Genomic DNA, 22,891 nt, shown 5'->3' with positions numbered 1-22,891 from the left:
GCCGGGTCGTGCGGGCGGCGGTGGGCGACGGTGCGCCGGGGAGGTGGTAGGAAAGGTGACGTGTCCGAAACCGCCGAAACCCGCACCCCTCGCGCCGTATCGGAAGTGGTGGACCTGGTCAGCACGCTGATCCGGTTCGACACCTCCAATACCGGCGAACTGGAAACCACCAAGGGCGAGCGCGAATGCGCGCAGTGGGTGGCCGCACAGCTCGAGGAGGCCGGGTACACCACCGAATACGTCGAATCGGGTGCGCCGGGACGTGGCAATGTGTTCGCGCGGCTGAAGGGCGCGGACTCCTCGCGCGGGGCGCTGATGATGCACGGGCATCTGGACGTGGTGCCCGCCGAGGCCGCCGACTGGAGTGTGCACCCGTTCTCCGGTGCGGTGCGCGACGGCTACGTGTGGGGCCGCGGGGCCATCGACATGAAGGACATGGTCGGCATGATGCTGGCGGTGGCCCGCCAGTTCAAGATCGAGGGCACGGTGCCGCCGCGCGACATCGTGTGGGCGTTCGTGGCCGACGAGGAGAACGGCGGGCGCTGGGGCTGCCAGTGGCTGGTCGAGCACCGGCCCGACCTGTTCGAGGGCGTCACCGAGGCGGTCGGCGAGGTCGGCGGATTCTCGCTGACCGTGCCGCGGCCCGACGGCAGCGAGCGGCGGCTGTATCTGGTCGAGACCGCGGAGAAGGGCCTGGGCTGGATGCGGTTGCGCGCCAAGGCCCGTGCCGGGCACGGCTCGTTCCTGCACGAGGACAACGCGGTGACGATCCTGTCGCAGGCGGTGGCGCGGCTGGGCACCCACACCTTCCCGCTGGTGGTCTCCGATTCGGTCGCGGAGTTCCTGGCCGCCGTCGCCGAGGAGTCCGGGCTCGAATTCGATCCCGGCTCACCGGATATCGAGGGCCAGCTGGCCAAACTGGGCACCATCTCCCGCATCATCGGCGCGACCCTGCGCGACACCGCCAACCCGACCATGCTGCGGGCGGGCTACAAGGCCAATGTGATTCCGCAGACCGCCGAGGCCGTGGTCGACTGCCGGGTGGTGCCGGGACGGCAGGCCGAATTCGAGCAGGAGGTGGACGCGCTCATCGGACCCGATGTGGAACGGGAGTGGATCACCAAGCTCGAGTCCTACGAGACCACCTTCGACGGGCACCTCGTGGACGCCATGAACGACGCCATCCTGGCCCACGATCCGAACGGGCGCACCGTGCCCTACATGCTCTCCGGCGGCACCGACGCGAAAGCCTTCGCCAAGTTGGGGATTCGCTGCTTCGGTTTCGCGCCGCTGCGGCTGCCGCCCGAACTGGACTTTTCCGCCCTGTTCCACGGGGTCGACGAGCGGGTTCCAGTGGAATCGCTCGAATTCGGCACCCGCGTACTGGAACACTTCCTGTTGCACAGCTGACGATTCGAAAGGACTGCTCGTGCCCGACTACTCCTACAATCCCTACGCGCCGCTGCCGCAGCTGCCCGAGTTCACCCTGACCTCCACCGATATCAGCGACGGTAAGCCCCTGCACCTGGATCAGGTCAGCGCGCTGGGCGGCGCGGGCGGACGGGACATCTCGCCGCAGCTGAGCTGGTCGGGCTTCCCGGCCGAGACCAAGAGTTTCGCCATCACCATGTACGACCCGGACGCGCCGACCGCCTCGGGCTTCTGGCACTGGGTCCTCGCCAATGTCCCCGTCACCACCACCAGCCTCGCGAGCGGGCAGGCCGGCAACGGCGGCACCCTGCCGGCCGGCGCCATCCACCTGCGCAATGACGCGGGCCTGCACGAGTACACCGGCGCGTTCCCGCCCGCCGGGCACGGCGCACACCGCTACTTCGTGGTCGTGCACGCCGTCGGCGTCGAGCGGCTCGAGGTCGACGAGAACGCCTCGCCCGCCTACCTGGGCTTCAACCTGTTCATGAACGCCATCGGCCGTGCCACCATCATCGGCACCCACGAGCAGAAGTAGGCGTCCACGCCGAAAATCGCTGTGGCCCCGAGCAACTCGTTCGGGGTCACAGTCGTTTCGACAGGCGCGCGATCGCAGCCCACGGTTGCGGCCGCGCTCGCCGGCGCCGGATCCACCGGCGGCATCCCGGAGTCAGTCGGGGGACGAGAGGGTGGCCAGGCCGCGCAGGCCGGTGGCGAGATCTTCGGCGGAGGGGGCGTGGTCGGGGTCGATCAGGTATTGGACCAGTAGTCCGCCGATGAGGGTTTGCAGGACCGCGCCGACGGCGCGGTCACCCTCGCCGAGGTCGTGGGACAGGCCGGCGCGGGCTTGTTCCTGGGCGGCACCGGTTTCGGCGCGCAGGGCGGGGGAGTGCAGCGCCTGGGCCATCGATTCGACATTCGCCACCCACAGCGCCCGGTCGCTGGTGAACGAGTCGATCAGCTTGTGCCAGAAGGTGTTCAGGCGCGCGGCCGCGTCGGCAGACTCGTCGCCGGGCAGGGAGTCCAGCAGGCGGGTGACCGCGGCGGCGGTCGACTCCAGCATGGCCTGATTCATGAGCTTGTCGCGGGTGCCGAAGTGGTAGTTGATAGCGGCCAGGTTCGCGCCGGAGGCGGCCACGATGTCACGCACGGTGGTGCGGGCGTAGCCGCGTTCGGCCAGGCACTGCTTGGCGGCGGCGAGCAGGTCTTCTCGGGTTCCCACGGCGGCCAGCCTAGCAGTGGACCATACGGACGTTTGTAACATTCGTTTCAAACAATTGTTTTGTACGTTCGTGTGAAACGTGTGTATGGTCGAGTTCGGCACGATCCATCACACGGAAGTACGAGCCCCGACATGACCGAGCAGCGACTGTTGTCCCCCTTCGAAACCAGTTACTTCGCCACCGACACCCGCCTCGGCAGCGTGCCGATCGGCGGCATGCCACTGTTCATCGGCAGTACCGTGCGCGGCGAGGTCGACGCCGCCGTCCTGCAGCGGGTGCTGCGCGAGCTCGCGGCCGGGCATGTGCTGCTGCGCAGCCGGGTCGTCGCCACCGACGGGGTGTCGCGGTTCCAGGTGGACGAGGGATATGCGCCGCCGTTGCAGGTGAGCGACGGCCAGGTCGACGACTACTGGGAGCTGGTCAACACCCGCCCCGACTGGAGTGCGGGGTTGTTCCGGGCGGTGCTGCTGCGCGGGACCGTCGACAGCCACATCGTGCTGGTCATCCATCACGGGATCTGCGATGGGCGTTCGGCTTTCGCGCTGCTGGACGAGATGTGGCGGCGCTACAGCGCGCACGTCGCGGGAACGGTGCTGCCGCTGCAGGATTCGGATCGGGAGCTGCTCGCCGGGGTCGACGAGCTGCTGGCAGGGGTGACGACCGACGCCGAGGTGGATGGGTTCCTGGCGCAGGTCCTGGACATGGCGGCGAGCTTCGGGCCCGAGGCCGTGCCGCGCACTCTCCCGCACGACGGTGACGGGACCGGCGATCGCGGTGGGCGTCTGGCGTTGCGGCGTATCGAGTTGTCCGCCCGGCAGACCGCCGAGCTGGTGAAGGTGGCGCGCGGGCAGGCGATCTCGGTCAACAGTCTGCTGGCGGGCGCGGCACTGGTGGCGGTGCGCGCCGAGCTCGCCGAGGACGGACCGCTGCCGTTGATGTGCGGGCATGCCGCGGATCTGCGGCCGGAGCTGTCACCACGACTGCCGGTCTCGACGATGCTCAATTGCGCGTCCGGGGCGGGAACCCCGGCGCTGGTGGATCGGGAGTCCGATCCGCGGGCGCCGGGCGCGGTGGTCGACGCGACCATGCGGCAGATGCTCGACGCGCGGTTCCCGGCCTTGTTCATGCGGGCCTCGCAGCGGCCGATGACGCCGGAGGTGGCGGCGATGCTGTCGGGTGCGCCGGCGATCGCTCTGTCGAATATGGGCCGGCTGCCGGCACATCCGGTGCCGGAGAGTCTGGCGTTCGTGCGGGACGAGGTGTTCGCGATGGCGGCGGGCATGCCGCCGAAGATGACCGTTTTCACCGTCGGGGATCGGCTGACGATCCAGGTCGAATACGACACCGCCGAGCACAGCCACACCCAGATGGGGCGGGTCGCCGAGGCGATGAGCGATCAGCTCGCGCGGGTGACGCGGGCGGCGGCGCTGCGCGGCTGAGGATCCGGCCGCACGTCGGTGGTCATCGAGACCCTGCGTGCGGGGATCCGTTCCGGTTCAGTGGATTCCGGCCGGCGAGGATCCCCGGGGTGATCTCCCCGCAGAGCGCGAGCCGACTGTGGGTCTGGATGTCCAGGCGCACAGTCGGCTCGGTGTCTCGTTCTCGCCACCCGGCGTGCGGTGAGCACGCCTGGGCGGCGGGCTATTTCATGTCGACCACGCCGTCGGGGGCCGGGGTCAGATACAGCGCGGCGATCTCGGTGGCGTACTTGGCCGCGATCGGGTTGCGCTTGAGCTTGAGGGTCGGGGTGAGTTCGTCACCGCCGGGCTCCCAGCCCAGATCCAGGATGGTGAAGCGCTTGATCTGCTCCACGCGCGAGAGCTTGGCATTGGCCTCGGCGACCGCGGCCTTGATCTCGGCGACGATCTCCGGGTGCGCGGCCAGGGTCTTCAGCTCGGCGTCGGGGGTGCCCAGGGCCTTGGCCCGCACCACCGCGGTGTCGGGGTCGAGCACGATGAGCGCGGAGATGAACGGCTTGGCGTCACCGATCGCCACCACCTGGCCGACCAGCGAGGACACCGCCTTGACGGTGTTCTCGATATTGGTGGGAGACAGGTTCTTTCCCGCCTCGTTGATGATGAGTTCCTTCTTGCGGTCCACGATGCTGACGTAGCCGTCGCCGTCGATGGTGGCGACGTCGCCGGTGTGCAGCCAGCCGTCGCCGTCGAGGGCCTCGGCGGTCTTGTCGGGCATCTTGCGGTAGCCGTGGGTGACGATGCCGCCGCGGACGAGCAGCTCCCCGTCCTCGCCCAGGCGAATCTCCACCCCGCGCAACGGAACACCGACGGTGCCCGGCTTCGGCTTGGCCAGCGGGGTGTAGGTGCCGACGCCGGAGGTCTCCGACATACCCCACACCTCGGTCACCGTGAAGCCCAGGCCCAGCAGGTATTCCAGGGTCTCGGGCGGGATCGCGGCCGCACCGGAGGCGGCGACGCGCAACTCGTCGAAGCCCAGGGCGTGGCGCAGCTTCGACAGCACCAGCGCATCGGCCAGCTTGTGCTGCACATCCAGCAGCGGGCCGCGGCCGGTGCCGGCCAGATCCGCGCGGGCGGCCTGCGCGCCGACGCCGAGCGCCCAGTTGGCGAGGGCCTTCTTCACCGGGCTGGCCTCGGTGGCGAGCTTGGCGTCGATCCCGGCCTTGATCTTCTGCCACACACGCGGCACGCCGAAGAACGCGGTCGGGCGGGCGTCGGGCAGGGCGGCGGCGATCTCGCGCGGGTCGGGCACACAGGTCATCTGCACGCCGGTGAACAGGTTGGCGCAGTGCCCCGAAATACGGTCGGCCACATGGGCGGCCGGCAGGTAGGACACCGAGCGGTCGTCGAGGCCGACGGTCAGCGGGCCCTCGACCAGGCCCACGATCTGGGCCACCACATTGGTGTGAGTGAGCTCCACACCCTTGGAGGGGCCGGTGGTGCCCGAGGTGTAGATCAGTGTGGCGACATCGTCGGGCTGCACCGCCTGCCAGGCGGCATCGAAGTCGAAGTCCTCCTTCGGCGCGGCCTCCACCTCGGCCAGCGTCACCGTGCCCGCCGCCGAACCCTCCACCAGCACAATGTGTTCCAGCTCCACCCCCGCCCCGCGCACCACGTCCAGGAACGCCGGCTCGGTGATCACGACCTTGTTCTCGGCATTGGTGAACAGGTGCGCGATCTGCTCGGCGGAGCTGGTGTTGTAGATCGAGAACGGCGTCGCCCCAACGTGCAACGCCGCCGTATCGACCAGATTGAATTCCGGCCGGTTGGTCAACATGATCCCCACGGTGTCCCCGCGCCCCACCCCCAACCCGGCCAGCCCCGCCGCGATGGCGCGCACCCGTTCCCCGTACTCGCGCCAGGTGATCTGCTGTGTCCCTCCGACGGTCCGCAACGCCACCTGCCCCGGCCGCAGCGTCAATGTCTCCTGGAACGCCTGCGGAATCGTGTGAACGGTTTTCCCAGATGCGTGCGCATACCCGATGTCAGTCGTCATAACCCTTTTCCCGATTGCCTCTCGCTTCGCCCGCCACACGCGCACCCACCTGCGCGAACCCCGACGTCCGAGAGAACGACCAACCCGATCACGCGATGGCCACGCGCCGTCTGTGGCGCGGCTCACTCATCGTAACCAGATCATCACAGTTGTGTCCTGGGCTACACGGCCACGTCGGTGGCCGAATTTACCGATCCTGGTGGCGGGCGGCGGAATCGACGGTGCGCCCACACGGCGCGATCGCCGGGTCACGCCCGCCGATCCCGGCATGACCCGGATACGCGCTGCGGCGCTTGGCTTTCGCCGCCATGTACAGCGCCGCCTGCGGACTGCGCGGCTCGGTCTCGAGCGGCACCGCTGCCACGATCAGGCCCGCGTCGCGCAGCGCGGCGACCTTGTCCGGGTTGTTGGTCATCAGCCGCACCGACCGCAGGCCCAGCGCGGCCAGTGCGTAGGCGGCATGGTCGTAGGTGCGCGAGTCGTCGGGATGCCCCAGGCGGCGATAGGCATCGAAGGTATCGGCCCCGGTCTCCTCGCCGAGGTGCAACCCCATCGCCTTGACCTCGAGGCCCGCACCGCGGCCCTCCTGCTCGAGATAGATGAGCACACCCTGCCCGCCCTCACCCTGGATGAGGTCCATGGCCAGCTCGAGCTCGGGCCCGCAGTCACAGTCCTGGGAGCCGAGCACATCGCCGTAGAGGCAGCGGGAATGGATGCGTACCAGGCAGTCGTCCGCCGGCTCCCCGAAGATCAGCATGTGCCCGACACCGGTTTCGTCGTGCACTTCCTTCACCCGCACCCGCAACTCACGCCCCTTCCGGAGCAACGAATGCGCGGTTGCCTGAAGCTCTTTCACGCCTGCTCCACCTGCCGCCCTGCCTCTGGCAATTATGGCCGAGCGGTCGATTTCAGGACATGAGTTGCACGAAGAGCTCAGAACCCGGAGAGGCGACTCCGTATCAGGCGGGCCCGGGCCCGCAGTAGCCGGGTGCGTCGGGGAGCCCAGCAGCCCACCGCCAGTCCGGCGACGGCCGCCGAGGCCGCCACCACCGGAACGATCCACTCGACGCCGAGGCCGTGCCCGACAACACCCGCCACGGCCGCGCAGGTGGCGCCGAACGCGGTGGCGAACGCCGCGTTCGACAACGCGCGCAGCGTGCGGAGGGCGCCCCAGCCGTGCGGCAGCTTGTGCCCGCGGTATTCGCGCTTGGCCTGAAGGTACTGGTACACCCAGGGATTGCGGGGCAGGATGAGCAGCGGCACCGGCTGCACCTTCACACCGACGGCACGCAATTGCTCGACCTTGTCGGGATTGTTGGTCAGCAACCGCACCGAGGCGAGTCCCAGATTCAGCAGCATCTTCGCGGCGGCGGTGTAGGTGCGCGAGTCCGGGGACAGCCCGAGCCGCTCATAGCTGGCGAACGTGTTCAGGTGCTCGCGCTGACTCAGCGAGTACCCGCGAGCCTTGCCGACCAGGCCCGCCCCACGGCCCTCCTGTTCGAGGTAGAGCAGGACCCCTCTGCCCTCGGCCTGGATCATGTCCATGGCCAGGTCGAGCTCGGGGCCGCAATCGCAGTCGTCCGAATGCAGGGCGTCACCATAGAGGCAACGCGAATGAATACGAACCAGGCAGTCCGGTTCGATTCGACCGAATACCAGCGCGTGACCGAGACTTTCGTCGGAATCGAGCGGAATCACCCGCACGGTGATGGTGCGGCCGAAGCGGGTGAAGACATGCTCGGTCTCGTCATGCAGCGACTGCACGTTCGCTGTCGTCAAGCGATCCTCCGGTCAGGGATGAAATGCACAGTGGTGTGGATGCACAGTGGTGAGGCGATCACCGATCACGGGCATACGACGAGCCGCGAGCGATCGTATATCGGTCGCAGCAACCGCGCCCTGTTTCACACGGGATCATTGCGGTGTCGACGCGTCCGCTCTGCCTGCGACGAAGGCGTCGATGGCGTCCGCGGACGGCATGCCGTCCGGAGCTGGCCGACCGGACGGTACGCGTGCGGCCCGCCGGATGAGGTCGGCCATCGCCGCTGTCGCCCATTCGAAGTCGGCCGTTTCCGCGGAGCGGTCGTGGGTGACCAGCCGAAAGGTCAGGGCGGCGGAAAACGCCGACGCGGCGCCGGTGACACCCGGAAGCGGGTTGTCGAAGCGCGAGACCTCCACCGTGCGCGCGCCCGGGTGGTGGATCGTGCACCGGGATCGTTCGATGACCACGACAGCGCCGACACCACGCTTCAGCAACCAGGCCGCGACGGTCTCGGGCGGCTCGTCGGGACGCAGTGCCGCGAGTTCCTCGGGTGAACCCACCAGATAGTCGATCGCCGACAGGTTGACACTCATCGCGTGCGTGAGTGGGCGCTTGGGGGTCGCGTTCACGATCAGCCAGGGCGAGCTCGCCGCGTCGGCGGCGTTGTTCTGCGCGCTGACCGCCTCGAGGGCCCGCTCGATGACCGGCACCGACTGCTCGAAGGTCAGCACGACCGCGGTGACGTCGGTGATCGCCTGCAGATTGGAGGCGACCTCGAGGTCCGCGGAGGCGAGCTGGGTACGACCGGCCTTGGCGGCGATGTTCGTGTAGTCCTCGCCGTCCTGGGGTGTGATCACGACCGTCACCGGAGTGCTGGCGCCCGGCACGACCTTGATCAGGCTCGTGTCGACGCCCTCCTCGGCGAGGTATTCCAGAATCTCGACGCCTTCGTTGTCCTGACCGATCGCGGTGAGCAGGCGGGTATCGAGTCCGAGGCGGGAGAGCGCAACCGCTCGCGTGAGCCCCTTCCCGCCCGGTCGACGGCGGAAGTCTCCCCACATATCGATTCCCGGCTCCGGGAACCGGTCCGTTTCGACGGCCATGTCCATGACCGCGTCACCGATGATCGTCACCGTTTGCCGTTCCGCCGCTTCGGGATCGGACTCCGAGGTCAGCAGGGTCGCCAGCGCGGTGAACGCCTTCTCCTCCGGCGCATCGCGGATGGTGCGCACGCTCGGCGCGGCGGGAATCGTTGTCGCACCTACCGCCTCGTGCAGCCGGCGCCAGTGCAGGGTGAGGTAGCGGCGGCGGTCCATGAGCTTCTCGCCGTACAACTTGGCGAGATCGATGCCCGGCGGCCGATCGACATCACCGAACAGCCCCAGGCACAGCTCGGCGTCGACGATCAATCGGTCGGTGCTGTCCAGTTTGCATGCCACGTGCCGAAGCGCCTCGGTCAGCGCACCCTCGGAGGTGGTTCCGCCCAGGTGAGCGTAGCGGCGAACCACGCTGAGCCGCAGCAGACTTCGGGTGTCGACCTGAGTCTTCTGGATCCGCCCGGAGCGCAGGCCCGCTCGCGTGCGCAGGCTCTTCAGCACCGCGACGACGGCGAAGACAGCGTTGTCCGGCGCCACGATGGCGGCTCCGGAGCCGTGGGGATTGTTGTCGGTGGCCATCAGAACTCAAGAATACCGTCGTCCATGTTTAGTGAACAGCCAAAACGTCAATCCGGTTGTCGCAGCGGCAAATGCCGGGTCTCAGCGGCAAAAACCACACAGCCCGGGCAAATGCCATACTGATGGTGGCGAAGTACCGTGCCCACCAGGCAGGTTCGGGAGGTCCGGTGTCCGGAGTGCTTCTACTGATTCGACACATCCGCCGGCACAGACGCGGTGCGACCAGCGAGTGCGATGCGGAGCAGGACATCGATGTCGCCGTCGGCTAGGACGGGAATCCGTCCGCACCACGACCGCCACCATCCATCCATGTCGCCAATCGCTCTGGCCGACACCATCATTCGCAGGCGACCGCCCACCGGCCGGTCGCCTCCCGAGGGTCGGCCGGTACCGGCATCCCAGCGGCCGCGCGAGAGCGACACACATTCTGCCCCGGGGGCCACCGTGATCTATCCCAGTGTCAACTCGATCACCAGCAGCATCGCAGTCTTCGAATGGGCGCAGCGGCGCCCCGACTGCCCGGAACCGGCATGGGAGCTCAGCTGGCGGCCTCGGCCGTTGCTGACTCGCGAACAAGCGCTGGCGGCAATGGAACTCACCGAAATCCTGTGCACCCCGCTGGTCGGCTCCGACACGGTGTGGCGGCGAGTGCAGATCGTCGCCGCCGAACTCGACATCGATGTGGAAGCAGCCTGCGACACCCTCCGCAGGCGCCGGCAGGAGCGGGGGGACGTGTGACCATCTATGCCACCGACGACTGGACGATGACCAGCGACCTCACCGGAGAGCACGCGGTCCGGGTCGCGGACAGGTGGATGTTGGCGTGGCGGTGCAGCTGGCTGCCGGATCGGTTGCTGACCCGCGCCCAGGCGCTGGCGGCCATGGTGCTGGCCGAAATCGTCGCCGTCGATCCGTATCCACGCGACGAAATCGTCCAGGGCCGCCTGATCGCCGGCGCGGGCGAACTGGGGATTCCGGTGGAGCAGGCCATGTTTCTGCTGCGCCGGCGGTCGGCATGAGCACAACCGACCAGCATTCGATGAGGGAGCAGACAGCCCGGCGCGGGACATCGGCCGCGACCGAGCGCACCACAGCGCGAACGGACAGCGATCCTGCCGCTCGCGTGCACGGCCGAGGGAGGGCCCCATGATCGACATCACCACCACCGCCATGACCAGCACGATCAGCCCCGAGTATGCGATCGGCGAGCACCGGGGCAGCGAAGTGGTCTGGCGCCTGAGCTGGCTTCCGACCCACCGGCTCACCCACGAACAGGCCCGCGCCGGAATGGAATTGGACGAAATCCTGTCCGACCCGGCCGTCGTCTACGACGAACGGGCCCACCTGTGGGCCGCCGACCTGGCCACCCGCGTCGGCATCGGCGTCGACCGCGCGGTACTCCTGCTGGCGCAACGCCTGGCCGAGCGGATGTACCGCGAGGACGCTGCCCGAGAGACCGACGAGGAGGACGAACGAGCCGAATCGATCCTCGCAGGATGGACATACCGCGGTCCCTCGACGACAGGCGCCCGCTCCCGCCACCTGTGGGCCTGACCGACCCGACCCGCACCACGATTCGCCGCACCCGATCGTCCCTACGACGCGGCGGGCGGTTGTCGATCGCTTCGCGCGACGTCACAGATCCCGGTGTGCGGGGTCCCTGCGCGTCGCGGGCAGCGATGGCGGCCGCCGCCCATCCGAGGTCGGTGGCCGGTATCGGTTGTCAGGCGCGGGTCGTGTGCTCGGCGCCGACGGCGTCGGAGAGGGTGGTGTAGCCGTGGGCGCGCAGTTTGGCGGCGAGGCCGCGGTGGATGTGTTTGGCCCAGAGGGGGCCGCCGTAGATGAAGCCGGTGTAGCCCTGCAGGAGGGAGGCGCCGGCGAGGATGCGTTCCCAGGCCTGGTCGGCGGTTTCGATGCCGCCGACGGAGATGAGGGCGAGTTTGTCGCCTACCCGGGCGTAGAGGCGGCGCAGGACTTCGAGGGAGCGGTCGGCGACGGGGGCGCCCGAGAGGCCGCCTGCGCCAAGGGGTTCCACGTCGGAGGCGGGGGTGCGCAGGCCGTCACGACGGATGGTGGTGTTGGTGGCGACGATGCCGGCCAGGCCGAGTTCGACGGCGAGGTCGGCGACGGCGTCGATGTCCTCGTCGGACAGGTCGGGGGCGATCTTGACCAGGACGGGGACCGAGACGGTGTCGAGGACCGCCTGCAGGATCGGGCGCAGCGAGGTCACCGCCTGCAGGTCGCGCAGGCCGGGGGTGTTGGGGGAGCTGACGTTGACGACCATGAAGTCGGCCAGCGGGCCCAGCAGTTTCGCCGAGATGGCGTAATCGCCTGCGGCGTCCTCGGGTTCGACGATCTTGGTCTTGCCGATGTTGGCGCCGATGGGGACGCCGCCGGGCAGGCGGTGGGCCAGGTGTTCGGCGGCGGCGGCCGCGCCGAAGTTGTTGAAGCCCATGCGGTTGATGAGCGCCCGGTCCGCGGGCAGGCGGAACAGCCGGGGGGCCGGGTTGCCGGGCTGGGCCTGGGCGGTGACGGTGCCGATCTCGGCGTAGCCGAAACCGAGCGGGCCCCACGCGTCGACGCCGTCGGCGTTCTTGTCGAAGCCGGCGGCCAGACCCAGGGGCGCGGGGAAGTCCACGCCGAACACGCGGGTGCGCAGGATCGGATCGTCGGCCACCAGCAGCCTGCCGGTCAGTGCACGACCCGGGGCGAAGCGGGTCGCGAGCCGCATGGCGGCGAAGGCCAGGTGGTGGATGCGTTCCGGCGGCAGCAGGAACATCACCTTCAGCAACAGGCTGTACAGGCGCTCGTACATGGGGGGTTACATCACCGCCTCGGGTGTCGGGGATAGCAGGGGGGTCGTCTTGCGGCGGCGCAGCAACACGCGACGGCTGCCGTCGGTGTAGGCGCGCACCCGCGACAACTCCCAGCCACCGTATTCGGCGTGAATGGACAGTCGCATGGAGGCGGTGACCCTGCTGATGCCGGGCGGCAGCCGCAGGGGCACGTATTCCCATTCGTCGCTGGATTCCTCCCAGCCCTCCGGTAATGTGCGCGATTGGTGCGCCGATCGTGAGGCCCGAGCCATCACTGCCCTCTCTTCCGCTGGTCCGCGCCGATCCGTTGCAGACCGTCACCGGTCGCGGATCCCACGAACATGTCACCGGTGCGACTGTCGACGGTCACCGTGTTGGGCTGGCGCACCGTCGGGTAGCGCCCCACCTCTACCGGTATACCCGTCGACAGGTCGTAGCCGACGACTTCGTTGCTGCCTGTCAGCGTCACCCACACGGTCTCGGACCGCTGATCGTAGGCGAGTGCGTAGGGCGACGAGCCTACCGGGAAACGCTGGTGCAGGACCAAGGGATCGGCGGTGTAGACCAGCAGTTCCTGTCCGGCGGTGTCGGTGACGATGCGGCGGCCGAAGTGGTCGCCGATCATGTTCGACGCCCCGTCGCCGGCGCGCAGCGACAGCCCGAGCTTGCTGGTGCCGTCGAGCTGGACGATGGCGGTCTGGCGGCGATCGAGCACGACCACCGCATCGTCGCCGGCCTCGACGGCATCGGCGGAGGACAGACCCGAGATGGTGTGGCGCACGGTGCCGTCCGCGTCCAGCAGCAGCACCTTGCCGTTGGCCAGGCCCGCCACCAGCGAGCCGTCGGGGCGCAGCGCCACCGCGTGCACGTCGCCGTCGATCGCGATCTCGGTGACCTTGGCGGAGGCGGCGTCGACGCGAAGGATCCTGCCGGGCAGCGCGACCAGGACCTCGCCGGGCTTGCCGAGGGCGAGCGAGGCGGCCTTGCTGGGCAGCGGGACATCGGTGGTCCGATGGGTGCCGGGCGTGGCGGTATCGGTGAGCCGCAGTACGGGCGCGTCGCCGACGGTGGTCACGGCGGCCAGGATTCCGGTGGCCGGCTCGGAGACCAGCAGCGAGATCGGGGTGCTGGGGGTCACCTCCCCGGCAGGGGCCGCGGTGGCCGCGGGCGCGGCGGCGGGGGTGGCCGGGTCGCGAGTGGCGTTGTCGGCGTTGTTCTCCTGGGAGGAACAGCCCGCCAGCAGGGTCACCACGGTCACACCCGCGAGGGCTGAACCGATCCAGCCGCGACGGCGCATGCAGCGAACTCCTTACTGACCGAACTGACCGAACTGACCGACGAAATCATGCGTGCTCTCTTATCTGACCATGATCGGTCACCGCACCCGACAAGCGGGGGTCTTCGCGGCGGCGTGGCGCGCGCCTCCCGGGCCGATTTGCATGATGTGACATGGGCTTTCGGTGGCGCTGTCGGCCCGTGCGGTTACCGTGGAAGGCAAAAGCGTGCTGTATCAGGGAGATCTGTTGGTAGCCGACCACACTTCGGGCTTCACCGTCGAAGACGTGACCGTGGGTCGTTACGCGCACGGGTTCGGGGTCACCGCGGACGGGCGGTCCTTCGCCTTCCGCACCCACCGCGCGACCCTCACCCTCGAGATCTACCGGCTCGGGCTGGCCACCGCCGTGCCCGGCCCGGAGGACGTCGAAGCGGTGGCGCTGGCGCCGGTGACCGATATCGATCTCGACGACGAGCGCAGCGTGGTGGCGCTGGTGCGCGATCTGATTCCGCAGGCCACGCCGGTGCCGGCCGCGCAGCCGCGGGAGGCCACCACGGTGCGGGCGCTGCTGGGCCGGCTCAGCGCGGTCATCGACGGCATGTGAGCCGCCCGCGCGGAACCGGGTGTCCGTGACACGGGAATCACCCTCGGGCGCGGCGCGTGACAAACTAACGGCACACAACCGCAGTTCGAGCTGACGAGGATGTTGATGCGACTTCGACGACCGGCCGCCGCCGCGCTCCTGTTGACCGTGCTCGGCGCGTCGATCGCCGCGTGCGGCGGCTCCGACGACGAGTCCAAGGTGGCCCGGGCGCGGTCCTCGGCGTATGCGGCACTGAGCTCGTCCTCGGCGGCCGCGGCCGCGCAGAGTAGCGCCAACAAGCCGACCATCCCGACCGCGCAGGAGCTGGACGCGCAGATCAAGAGCGCGCTGGATCCGAATCTGCCCGACAGTGAGCGGACCGCGCTGATCGAGGACGGGGAGGCGTTCAAGGACGCGATCCCGGACATGTACAAGGCGCTGGCCGATCATCCGCGCGCGGTGTACGGGGTCAAGGATCCGGTGTTCGACAATCACGACGGCACCCTGACCGCGACGCTGAGCCTGGACAAGGACGGCACCGGCACCGATGTGCGCACCACGGTGGTGCATTTCGTCTACAAGGACGGGCACTGGAAGATCTCGCGCACCGACCTGTGCGGCATTCTGCGGTCGGCCGACTACAAGACCGCGGCCTGCGGCTGATGCTCGAGGCCGGATCCCTGCGGTGGGGGCGGCTGATCCACCGTTTCCGGTTCGCCGTGTTCGCCGTGTTCGGGCTGGTGGTGCTGGCATCGGGGTTCTACGGGCGGGACCTGGGCGATCACCTCACGCAGGAGGGGTGGTTCGACGAATCCAGCCAGTCGGTGGCGGCGTCGAAGCTGGCCGATGCCACCTTCGGGCGCGACACCGACGCGGATCTGATCGCCCTCTACACCGCCCCGCCCGGGATGACCGTCGACGACGAGCCGGTGCGTTCGGCGGTGGCGGCGGAGTTGACCCGGCTGCGCACCGAGCATCCCGATCGGATCCTGAAGATCGACTCGTATTGGGACGGCGCGCTGCTGGGGCAGTTCGCCGACGCCTCGCGCACGCACGCCTTCGCCAGCATCGGGCTGCGCGGGGCCGGCGGCACCGACACGGTCGACAACTATCTGGCCATCAAGAGCGAATTCCGCGCGGGCGCAACCGGTTCCGGTCCGGGCGGGACGACGGTGCAGCTGGCCGGATTGCAGCCGGTGGTGGAGGGCATCAACACCGGCATGCAGGACGACATCCACCGGGCGGAGCTGATCGCGCTGCCGCTGGTGGCGATCCTGCTGTATTTCGTGTTCGGCGGGGTGGTGGGGGCGCTGCTGCCGGTGCTGATCGGCGCCATGACCATCCTGGGCAGCCAGGGCATCATGCGGCTGCTGACGAATCATCTGCAGGTCAACGTGTTCGCCTCGGCGGTGGTCACGCTCGTGAGCCTGGGGCTGGCGATCGACTACGGGCTGTTCGCGGTGACCCGGTTCCGCGAGGAGCTGGCGGCGGGCCGCAGTGTCGAGGAGGCGACCGCGCGGACGGTGGCGACGGCCGGGCGGACGGTGTTGTTCTCGGCGGCGATCATCGCGGTGAGCCTGGGCGCGTTGTTCATCTACCCCAACGGTGTGCTGCGGTCGGTGCCGCTGGGCGGTATCTCCTCGGTGCTGCTGGCGGCGGTGCTGTCGGTGACGGCGCTGCCGGCGGTGTTGTCGATCGTGGGGCGGCGCATCGATCTGTGGGGATGGCACGGGCTGGCCAGTGTGCGCACCGCCGAGCAGATCGATGCCGGATTCTTCGCGCGGCTGGCGCTTTTCGCGATGCGCAAGCCGTGGCTGGTGATCGTGCCGGTGGTGCTGATGCTGCTGGTGCTGATCCTGCCGTTCCGCAGTATCGAGTTCGGGGGGCTGAGCGAGCGGTATCTGGCGTCGGACAATCCGGCGCGGGTGGCGCAGCAGGACTTCGACCGCGTGTTCCCGCAGTTCCGCACCGAGCCGTTGAAGCTGGTGGTGGTGGGCGCGAACCCGCAGCAGCTCTCCGATATCCGCTATGCGGCCAATCAGACGGTGGGCCCGGAGATGACGGGCCCGTTCGATCCGGCCGCGCCGACCAAGGATCGGGTGACGGTGCTGGCCAGCGGGCTGCGCGACAAACGCGACGCCGACCCCGTGATCGCGGCGCTGCGCTCGATCCCGCAACCGGACGGGGTGCAGGTGATGGTCGCGGGGGTGCCCGCGCTGGAACGGGATTCGATCCAGGGCCTGATCAAGGGGCTGCCGTTGCTGGCGGCGATCCTGGTCGTGGCGGCGATCGCGTTGATGTACGCGGCGTTCCGGTCGCTGGTGCTGGCGATCAAGGCGGTGGTGATGAGCGCGCTCAGCCTCGGCGCCACCCTGGGTGTGCTGACCTGGATCTTCGTGCAGGGCCACGGCGCGAGCCTGTTCGATTTCACGCCGGGCCCGCTGATGTTCGCGGTGCTGGTGCTGATCGTGACGGTGGTGTTCGGCCTGTCGACCGACTACGAGGTGTTCCTGCAGTCACGCATGGCCGAGGCGCGTGCGGCGGGGGCCGATGCGCCCGAGGCGATCCGCTACGGCATCGCCCACACCGGCGGCGTGATCACCTCGGCCGCGGCGATTCTGATCGTGGTGACCGGGGCGTTCGGGTTCTCGGATCTGGTGCTGATGAAATACATTGCCTACGGCATGATCGCGGCACTGGTGTTGGACGCCACCGTGATCCGCATGCTGTTGACTCCTGCGGTATTGAAGTTGGTCTGGCGATGAGCGTGCTCAAAGGCGCGAACCTGTTGGTGATGTTCCTGCTGGAACTGGGTGTGCTGGGTGCGGCGGCGTGGTGGGGGTTCACGGTGTCGGCCCCGATCGCGGTGCGGGTGCTGCTGGGGCTGGCGGCCCCGGCGGTGTTCATCGTGGTGTGGGCGCTGTTCGGCGCGGCCAGGGATCCCCGGTTCCCGCAAACCGGTTGGCGGCGGGTGGTTTTGGAGGTCGTGTGGTTCGGCGCGGCGTCGGTGCTGCTGGGCCTGGCCTGGACTCCGCTCGCGGGCGGGGTCATGTTCGCGGTGTGGCTGGGCAACGGCGCGCTGCGGCTGCTGTGGGGTCAGCAGCAGCTCTGATCGATGCTGCCGCCGTGCGGGCCGGGGCGAATGCGCCTGGCCCGCACGGGTTTTCGGCGGGTCAGCCGCGCACGGGCAGCACCAGTTGCGCGCCGGTCACCGGGTGGTCGAAGACGTCGACCGGGTGCTGGTAGACGCGGGAGAGCAGTTGCGGGGTGAGGATCTGGCGGGGCGGGCCGTCGGCGGCGATGCGCCCGGCTTCCAGCACGGCCACCCGGTCGGCGTAGGCGGCGGCGACACCGAGGTCGTGCAGGACGACCACGACGGCCGCGCCCGCGGCGGCCCGCTCGCGCGCCAGGTGCAGCACCTGCTCCTGGTGGCCGAGATCGAGCGCGGCGGTGGGCTCGTCGAGCAGCAGCGTCGCGGTGTCCTGGGCCAGCACCCGGGCCAGGGCGACGCGGGCGCGTTCACCGCCGGACAGGGCCGGGAAGGGGCGGGCGGCGAAGCGTTCGACGTCGGTGGCGGCCATGGCGGCGGCGATCGCCTCGTCGTCGCGGTCCTGACGGTCGGTGTGCGCCCACGGGGAGCGTCCCATGGCCACGACTTCGCGTGCGCGGAACGGGAATCCGACGGTGTGCGACTGCGGCAGCACCGCGCGGCGGCGCGCCATGTCCAGGTGGGTCCAGTGGGTCAGGGCGTGCCCGTCGAGTTCGACGCTGCCGCCGGACAATTCGAGTTCCCCGGCGAGCGCGGCCAGCAGCGTCGACTTACCGGCGCCGTTGGGTCCGACCAGCGCCACGATCTGCCCGGCGATCACGGGGAAGTCGATGCCCTCGAGGACCGTACGGTCACCGCGCTTGGCGCTGACGTTGCGGGCGCGCAAGGTGACCGCGCCCGGTTCGGGCATCTCCGGCAGTGCCGGGGAACGCCCGAAAACCGCTGCCAGCCCACGGAGAGCGCTCATGCCCAGCCTCCCGATCGTGCGCGGGTGCGGCGCAGCAGCCAGAAGAAGAACGGCCCGCCGACCAGCGAGGTGATCATGCCCAGCGGCAGGTCCGCGTTGTGGACCAGGGCGCGGGCCCCGATGTCGGCGGCAACGAGTACCGCCGCGCCGAGGATCGCCGACAGCGGGATCAGCACCCGGTGTCCGGGCCCGACGAGCATGCGCACCAGGTGCGGCACGATCAATCCGACGAACAGGATGATGCCGGTGAAGGCGACGCCGGCGGTGGCGAGCACCGCGACGACCACGATGATGTTGCGGCGCAACCGTTCCACGTCGACACCGAGGTGGCGGGCCGCGGATTCACCGAGGGCGAGCAGGTCCAGGCGCGGGGCCATCCAGATCGCGGCCGCGATACCGAGCAGGGTCAGCGGCCACACCACGTTGACCGCCTGCCAGGTGGCGCCGTTGAGGCTGCCCATCTGCCAGAACACCAGCTGATCGCGTGCCGCCGGGGACGCCTTGAACAGCAGGAACGAGATCACGCCACCGGCGAAGGCGTTGATGGCGACGCCGGTGAGGATCAAGGTCACCACTTCGGTGCGGCCGCCCGAGCGCGAGAGCAGATACACCACCAGGGTGGTGCCCAATCCGGCGACGAACGCGCCCGCGGCCACCGACCAGGCCGCGGCGAACGCGCCGCCGACCACGATGACCGTGCCCGCGCCGACCGCGGCACCGGCGGACACACCGATCACGCCGGGTTCGGCGAGCGGATTGGCGAATACGCCCTGCAGCAGCGCGCCGGCGGTCGCCAGGGCGGCCCCGACGAGCATGCCGAGCACGACGCGCGGGAACCGGACCTCCCACAGGGTGACGTACCCGGCGGGATGTGCGGGCATCGGCCCCCAGTTCAGGCCGATGCGATGGAGTACGGCGCCGGCGACCTCGGCCGGGCTGGTCGGCACCTGGCCGATGGCCGCCGAGATCAGTGCCAGCACAACCAGTCCGGCCAGCGCGCCGAGGAAGATGAGCGCGGTGCGTGACCACCGGCGGCGGTTCTTCGAGGCACCGGGCATGGCCGCCGGAGCTGGAGTTGCCGGATCGTCGGGTGGGTGGGTGTCGTCCGTGTTCCGGTCTGCGGTGCCGGATTCCGCGGTATGCACGGCGTGCACGCTACCGGCCGGGTGCGCGACAAGCTCAGCGTGCGCGGCGCCGGCGGCGGATGGTGCGGCGAGTTGCGCTGCCGCAGTGGCGTTTTCGCCAGGGACGGGAGTCGGTTCGGTCGCCGGTCCCGAGGCCTGCGATCGGTCCTCGGGCTCGGTGGCGCGAGGACCGGTGTCGAGCGGGGCCCGCGAATCGGTCTGCTCGGCGCCGTTGCCGGTGGCGCGGGTGGGGTCGCTCATGTGGTGGACTGGCCGTAGACGGCCTTGACGAGGGCGGCCAGGACGCGGCCGGTGTCGGGGCCGAAGGACAGCAGGACGGCGTCGGACATGTCGACGACGCGGCGGTCACGTCCGGCCGGTGTCTGAGCGACGCCGGGGATCTTCTCGAGTCCGTCGATGCCGCCGACGGAGGCCAGGCCGTCGCTCATGAGCAGGAAGACGTCCGGGGCGGCGGCGATCATGGCTTCGCTGGTGATGGGCAGGAAGTCCTGGGTGATGCCCGAGGCGGTGCCGGCGTCGATGCCGCCGAGGGCGGTGATGAGCGAGTCGGCGCCCGAGCCGGGTCCGGCGATCATGGTGATGGCGGTGCTGCGCAGGTACAGGAACGCGATCTTGGGCTTCGAATCCTGGTGTGGCACCGAGGCGGTCGCGGCGGAGATCTCGTCGCGGGTGCGCTGGGCCAGGGCCTTGCCGGCGTCGGGGACGCCGAGGGCGGCGGCGACGGCCTGGATCTGGGGGACGACGCCGTCCATGGTGCGCTGCGGGTCGAAGTAGACCACGGTGATGCCCAGCGATTTCAACTGGTCGCGCAGGGCGGGGGTGACGGCGGTGGTGTCGGTGAGGAACACGGTGGGCCGCAGTGCCGCAACCGCTTCCACGCTCAGGGTGCCCGCGCCGCTGGAGACGGTGGGCAGGTCGGAGACGGCGGGGAACGCCGCAGAGTTGGAGCGGCCGACCAGTTTTGACCGGAGGCCGAGCGCGACGACGGTCTGGGCGAGGGTGCCGTAGCGGTCGGCGGCGATGATGCGGCCGGCGTCGGTGACGGTGACGTCGCTGCCGTCGAAGGACTTCACGGTCGCGGGCAGCACCGGGGTGGGTTCGGGTCCGATCGCCACCGGGTTCAGATCGCCGACGCTGGCGGTGACCGGGCCGCGCGCGCCGCCGGTGCCGGAGGTGCCGCTGCTGCAGGCGGTGACGCCCGCGACCAGGCCGATGCCGAGCAGCATGATCAGCAGCGTGCGGGCGGCCGAGCGGGCATTCACGAGACACCTCATGCAGGTAAGGTTAGCCTTGCTCATTCTGTGCGTGCGCTCACGTCTCCCAGTGCGGCGGTGATGGCACGCGGCAGCTCGAGGGTTTCGGCGGCCAGAATCCCGGTGAGCTGCCCGATATCCCGCGCCCCGACCAGCATCGTCGCCACCGCGGGCTGATCGCGGATCCAGGCCAGCGCCACCGCCAGCGGTGAGGTGCCCAGCCCGTCGGCGGCGGTGACCACCGCGTCGACCACCCGCACCGCGCGATCGTCGAGGTGGGCGGTGATCTCGGCGGCGGTGGCCTCGTCGGCACCGCGCGAGTCGGCGGGCACGCCGTCGCGGTATTTGCCGGTGAGGATGCCCCCGGCCAGTGGCGCGGTGGCGATCAGGCCGATGCCGTGATGCTGTGCGGCGGGCACGAATTCGTGTTCGACCCCGCGTGCGAGCAGCGAGTACTGGGTGGTCGCGGCGGTGATGGGCGCCGCGGCGGCCAGGGTGGCCAGCTGCCAGCCGTCGTAGCCGCGCGCGCCCGCGTAGCGCACCCGCCCCGAGCGCACCGCCCACGACAGGGTGTCGGCGATCTCCTCGAGGGGGGTGTGCGGGTCCCAGGCGGCGACGGTCCACAGGTCGAGGTGGTCGGTGCCGAGCTGGCGCAGGGTGTGGTCGAGCTGGCGCCTCATGGTGCGCCGGGAGGCGTCGACGGTCCAGCGCACGGCGGCGGGCGCTTCGGCGGCGGCATCGCTGAGTACCGGTGTGTATCCGGCACTTCCGGACAGCACCAGGTCCTCACGCCCGACCTCGGAGAGCAGTTCGCCGAGAATGTGTTGCGCGGCGCCGTCCCCGTAGGCGGGGGAGGTGTCGACCAGGGTGCCGCCGGCTTCGACGAACGCCATCAGTTGGGCGGCCGCGTCCTCGGCGTCGGTTTCCCTGCCCCAGGTGTGGGTGGCCAGCCCGAGCCTCGAGACCCGCAGTCCGCTGCGGCCGACCGTCCGTTGTTCCATCACCGCGCTTGCACTTTCGTCACACGCGTCAGCCTAGGCCCACCTGTCGCATCTGCCGGGCTACGGCCCGCGGCGAGCGCGGCGGGTCGATGCCGGACCGGGGCCATACCTCCGATTTCGCGCATGCATGTCCGAATTCGGACACCCGCCCGGTAGGGTCGCTGCGGTGTTGCGGCGCGGATGCGCCGGGGCGGTGGCGGTTCGGGCGCGGTGTGGCGCCGAAATCCGCACCGGGAGACGACGATTCGGGACTGGAGGGTGTGTGGGCGAGTCGATGACGTGGGTGCAGGCGCTGGTGCTGGGCCTGGTGCAGGGGCTGACGGAGTTTCTTCCGATCTCCTCCTCGGCGCATCTGCGGATCACCTCGGCGGTGTTCTTCGGTGACGATGCGGGCGCGTCGTTCACCGCGGTCACCCAGCTGGGCACCGAGGCGGCGGTGCTGGTGTACTTCGCCAAGGACATCTGGCGCATCCTGGTCGCCTGGTGCACCACCATGTGGTCGAAGGTGGCCGCGCCACAACGGGTTTCGGTGCCGGTGTCCGAACGTGCGACCACCCGGCTGCCGGTGCTGACCGAGGACGGGCGCTTCTCCTTCGGCCCCGACCCCGACGTGCAGCGCGAGCTGGACTATCGGATCGGCTGGTATGTGATCATCGCCACCGTCCCGATCGGGGTGCTGGGTCTGCTGCTGAAGGACCAGATCCGTACCGGCGCACGGAATCTGTGGCTGGTGTCGATCATGCTGATCGTGTTCGCTCTGGTGATCGCGGCCGCGGAGTACTACTCGGGCAAGGCCTACAGTCGCCGGCGCCGCCCGATCGAGCTGCTGAGCACCCGCGACGGCCTGATCATGGGGCTGGCACAGTGCCTGGCCCTCATCCCGGGCGTGTCGCGTTCGGGCGCGACCTCGTCGGCGGGCCTGTTCTGCGGGCTGACCCGGGAGGCGTCGGTGCGGTTCTCGTTCCTGCTGGCGATCCCGGCGGTGCTGGCCTCGGGCCTGTTCAGTCTCCCCGACGCGTTCGAACCCGCTGGTGAGGGCCTCAATGCGTCGGGTCCGCAGCTGCTGGTGGCGACCATCGTGTCCTTCGCGGTGGGGTATGCGTCGGTGGCGTGGCTGCTGAAGTTCGTGGCGCGGCACTCGCTGGACTGGTTCGTCGGTTACCGCATCCTGCTGGGGTTGACGGTGATGGTGCTGCTGGCGACCGGCGTCGTGCCGGCGACGTAGCCAGTAGGCTGTCCCG

At 69.7% G+C, this 22,891-nt stretch carries 23 protein-coding genes; 11 read left to right on the top strand and 12 right to left on the bottom strand.

Annotated features, from left to right (window positions below):
- Positions 1-60 precede the first annotated feature (60 nt).
- Positions 61-1,410 (top strand): M20/M25/M40 family metallo-hydrolase, encoded by a 1,350-nt coding sequence (locus ACQP1O_RS22900; RefSeq protein WP_433560537.1) that lies wholly within the window; start codon positions 61-63, stop codon positions 1,408-1,410.
- 19 nt (positions 1,411-1,429) lie between these two features.
- A complete protein-coding gene (locus ACQP1O_RS22895) occupies positions 1,430-1,966 on the top strand; it encodes a YbhB/YbcL family Raf kinase inhibitor-like protein (RefSeq protein ID WP_433560536.1) in 537 nt (178 codons plus the stop codon).
- A 132-nt stretch (positions 1,967-2,098) separates the two neighbouring features.
- Here the strand turns inward: ACQP1O_RS22895 and ACQP1O_RS22890 are convergent, their stop codons facing one another.
- On the bottom strand, positions 2,099-2,650 hold the full coding sequence (locus ACQP1O_RS22890; RefSeq protein WP_433560535.1) for a TetR/AcrR family transcriptional regulator: 552 nt from the start codon (positions 2,648-2,650) through the stop codon (positions 2,099-2,101).
- Positions 2,651-2,782: 132 nt separating this feature from the next.
- On the opposite strand from ACQP1O_RS22890, the gene ACQP1O_RS22885 reads away from it, so the two are divergent.
- Positions 2,783-4,090 (top strand): phthiocerol/phthiodiolone dimycocerosyl transferase family protein, encoded by a 1,308-nt coding sequence (locus ACQP1O_RS22885; protein WP_433560534.1) that lies wholly within the window; start codon positions 2,783-2,785, stop codon positions 4,088-4,090.
- A gap of 202 nt (positions 4,091-4,292) precedes the next feature.
- Here the strand turns inward: ACQP1O_RS22885 and ACQP1O_RS22880 are convergent, their stop codons facing one another.
- From ACQP1O_RS22880 to ACQP1O_RS22865, 4 genes are all read right to left on the bottom strand, one after another.
- On the bottom strand, positions 4,293-6,122 hold the full coding sequence (locus ACQP1O_RS22880) for an AMP-dependent synthetase/ligase (protein ID WP_433560533.1): 1,830 nt from the start codon (positions 6,120-6,122) through the stop codon (positions 4,293-4,295).
- A gap of 187 nt (positions 6,123-6,309) precedes the next feature.
- Complete coding sequence (ribA, locus tag ACQP1O_RS22875) at positions 6,310-6,978, bottom strand: GTP cyclohydrolase II RibA (protein WP_433560532.1); 669 nt, start codon at positions 6,976-6,978, stop codon at positions 6,310-6,312.
- Positions 6,979-7,055: 77 nt separating this feature from the next.
- Entirely contained in the window at positions 7,056-7,901 is an 846-nt protein-coding gene (locus ACQP1O_RS22870) for a GTP cyclohydrolase II (protein ID WP_433560531.1), read from the bottom strand.
- Between the two features lie 135 nt (positions 7,902-8,036).
- Positions 8,037-9,560, bottom strand: coding sequence for a carbohydrate kinase family protein (locus ACQP1O_RS22865; protein WP_433560530.1), 1,524 nt, complete (start codon positions 9,558-9,560; stop codon positions 8,037-8,039).
- Between the two features lie 444 nt (positions 9,561-10,004).
- Between ACQP1O_RS22865 and ACQP1O_RS22860 the strand changes: the two genes are divergently transcribed.
- The 3 genes from ACQP1O_RS22860 to ACQP1O_RS22850 all read left to right on the top strand — a co-directional run bounded on the left by ACQP1O_RS22860 (position 10,005) and on the right by ACQP1O_RS22850 (position 11,114).
- Positions 10,005-10,298: a hypothetical protein gene (locus ACQP1O_RS22860; RefSeq protein WP_433560529.1), complete on the top strand. Its 294-nt coding sequence runs from the start codon at positions 10,005-10,007 to the stop codon at positions 10,296-10,298.
- Complete coding sequence (locus ACQP1O_RS22855; RefSeq protein ID WP_433560528.1) at positions 10,295-10,579, top strand: hypothetical protein; 285 nt, start codon at positions 10,295-10,297, stop codon at positions 10,577-10,579. Before ACQP1O_RS22860 ends, ACQP1O_RS22855 begins: the two co-directional genes overlap by 4 nt.
- A 127-nt stretch (positions 10,580-10,706) precedes the next feature.
- Complete coding sequence (locus ACQP1O_RS22850) at positions 10,707-11,114, top strand: hypothetical protein (RefSeq protein WP_433560527.1); 408 nt, start codon at positions 10,707-10,709, stop codon at positions 11,112-11,114.
- Between the two features lie 169 nt (positions 11,115-11,283).
- Here the strand turns inward: ACQP1O_RS22850 and ACQP1O_RS22845 are convergent, their stop codons facing one another.
- From ACQP1O_RS22845 to ACQP1O_RS22835, 3 genes are read right to left on the bottom strand one after another with little or no spacing between them, the layout of a single operon-like run.
- On the bottom strand, positions 11,284-12,363 hold the full coding sequence (locus ACQP1O_RS22845; RefSeq protein ID WP_433567758.1) for a quinone-dependent dihydroorotate dehydrogenase: 1,080 nt from the start codon (positions 12,361-12,363) through the stop codon (positions 11,284-11,286).
- Between the two features lie 18 nt (positions 12,364-12,381).
- A complete protein-coding gene (locus ACQP1O_RS22840; protein ID WP_040857817.1) occupies positions 12,382-12,648 on the bottom strand; it encodes a DUF5703 family protein in 267 nt (88 codons plus the stop codon).
- On the bottom strand, positions 12,648-13,673 hold the full coding sequence (locus ACQP1O_RS22835; protein WP_433560526.1) for a hypothetical protein: 1,026 nt from the start codon (positions 13,671-13,673) through the stop codon (positions 12,648-12,650). The genes ACQP1O_RS22840 and ACQP1O_RS22835 overlap by 1 nt, the downstream gene beginning before the upstream one ends.
- Positions 13,674-13,878: 205 nt before the next feature.
- On the opposite strand from ACQP1O_RS22835, the gene ACQP1O_RS22830 reads away from it, so the two are divergent.
- The 4 genes from ACQP1O_RS22830 to ACQP1O_RS22815 all read left to right on the top strand — a co-directional run bounded on the left by ACQP1O_RS22830 (position 13,879) and on the right by ACQP1O_RS22815 (position 17,347).
- A complete protein-coding gene (locus ACQP1O_RS22830) occupies positions 13,879-14,256 on the top strand; it encodes a hypothetical protein (protein ID WP_433560525.1) in 378 nt (125 codons plus the stop codon).
- 105 nt (positions 14,257-14,361) lie between these two features.
- Positions 14,362-14,898 (top strand): hypothetical protein, encoded by a 537-nt coding sequence (locus ACQP1O_RS22825; RefSeq protein ID WP_433560524.1) that lies wholly within the window; start codon positions 14,362-14,364, stop codon positions 14,896-14,898.
- Positions 14,898-17,000: an MMPL family transporter gene (locus tag ACQP1O_RS22820; protein ID WP_433560523.1), complete on the top strand. Its 2,103-nt coding sequence runs from the start codon at positions 14,898-14,900 to the stop codon at positions 16,998-17,000. The genes ACQP1O_RS22825 and ACQP1O_RS22820 overlap by 1 nt, the downstream gene beginning before the upstream one ends.
- Entirely contained in the window at positions 16,997-17,347 is a 351-nt protein-coding gene (locus tag ACQP1O_RS22815) for a YrdB family protein (RefSeq protein ID WP_433560522.1), read from the top strand. Before ACQP1O_RS22820 ends, ACQP1O_RS22815 begins: the two co-directional genes overlap by 4 nt.
- Positions 17,348-17,408: 61 nt before the next feature.
- On the opposite strand, the gene ACQP1O_RS22810 is transcribed toward ACQP1O_RS22815, so the two are convergent.
- From ACQP1O_RS22810 to ACQP1O_RS22795, 4 genes are all read right to left on the bottom strand, one after another.
- A complete protein-coding gene (locus tag ACQP1O_RS22810; RefSeq protein ID WP_433567757.1) occupies positions 17,409-18,194 on the bottom strand; it encodes a heme ABC transporter ATP-binding protein in 786 nt (261 codons plus the stop codon).
- Positions 18,195-18,247: 53 nt separating this feature from the next.
- Positions 18,248-19,309: a FecCD family ABC transporter permease gene (locus tag ACQP1O_RS22805; RefSeq protein ID WP_433567756.1), complete on the bottom strand. Its 1,062-nt coding sequence runs from the start codon at positions 19,307-19,309 to the stop codon at positions 18,248-18,250.
- Between the two features lie 323 nt (positions 19,310-19,632).
- A complete protein-coding gene (locus ACQP1O_RS22800; RefSeq protein ID WP_433560521.1) occupies positions 19,633-20,670 on the bottom strand; it encodes a heme/hemin ABC transporter substrate-binding protein in 1,038 nt (345 codons plus the stop codon).
- Between the two features lie 20 nt (positions 20,671-20,690).
- Complete coding sequence (locus ACQP1O_RS22795) at positions 20,691-21,650, bottom strand: aldo/keto reductase (RefSeq protein ID WP_433560520.1); 960 nt, start codon at positions 21,648-21,650, stop codon at positions 20,691-20,693.
- Between the two features lie 127 nt (positions 21,651-21,777).
- On the opposite strand from ACQP1O_RS22795, the gene ACQP1O_RS22790 reads away from it, so the two are divergent.
- Positions 21,778-22,875 (top strand): undecaprenyl-diphosphate phosphatase, encoded by a 1,098-nt coding sequence (locus tag ACQP1O_RS22790; protein WP_433560519.1) that lies wholly within the window; start codon positions 21,778-21,780, stop codon positions 22,873-22,875.
- Positions 22,876-22,891 lie beyond the last annotated feature (16 nt).

Origin of the sequence: Nocardia sp. CA-151230, assembly GCF_050942175.1 — a bacterium.
Lineage (GTDB): Bacteria > Actinomycetota > Actinomycetes > Mycobacteriales > Mycobacteriaceae > Nocardia.
The sequence above is the reverse complement of the archived record's forward strand: the minus strand, read 5'-3'. Positions and strand labels throughout refer to the sequence as shown.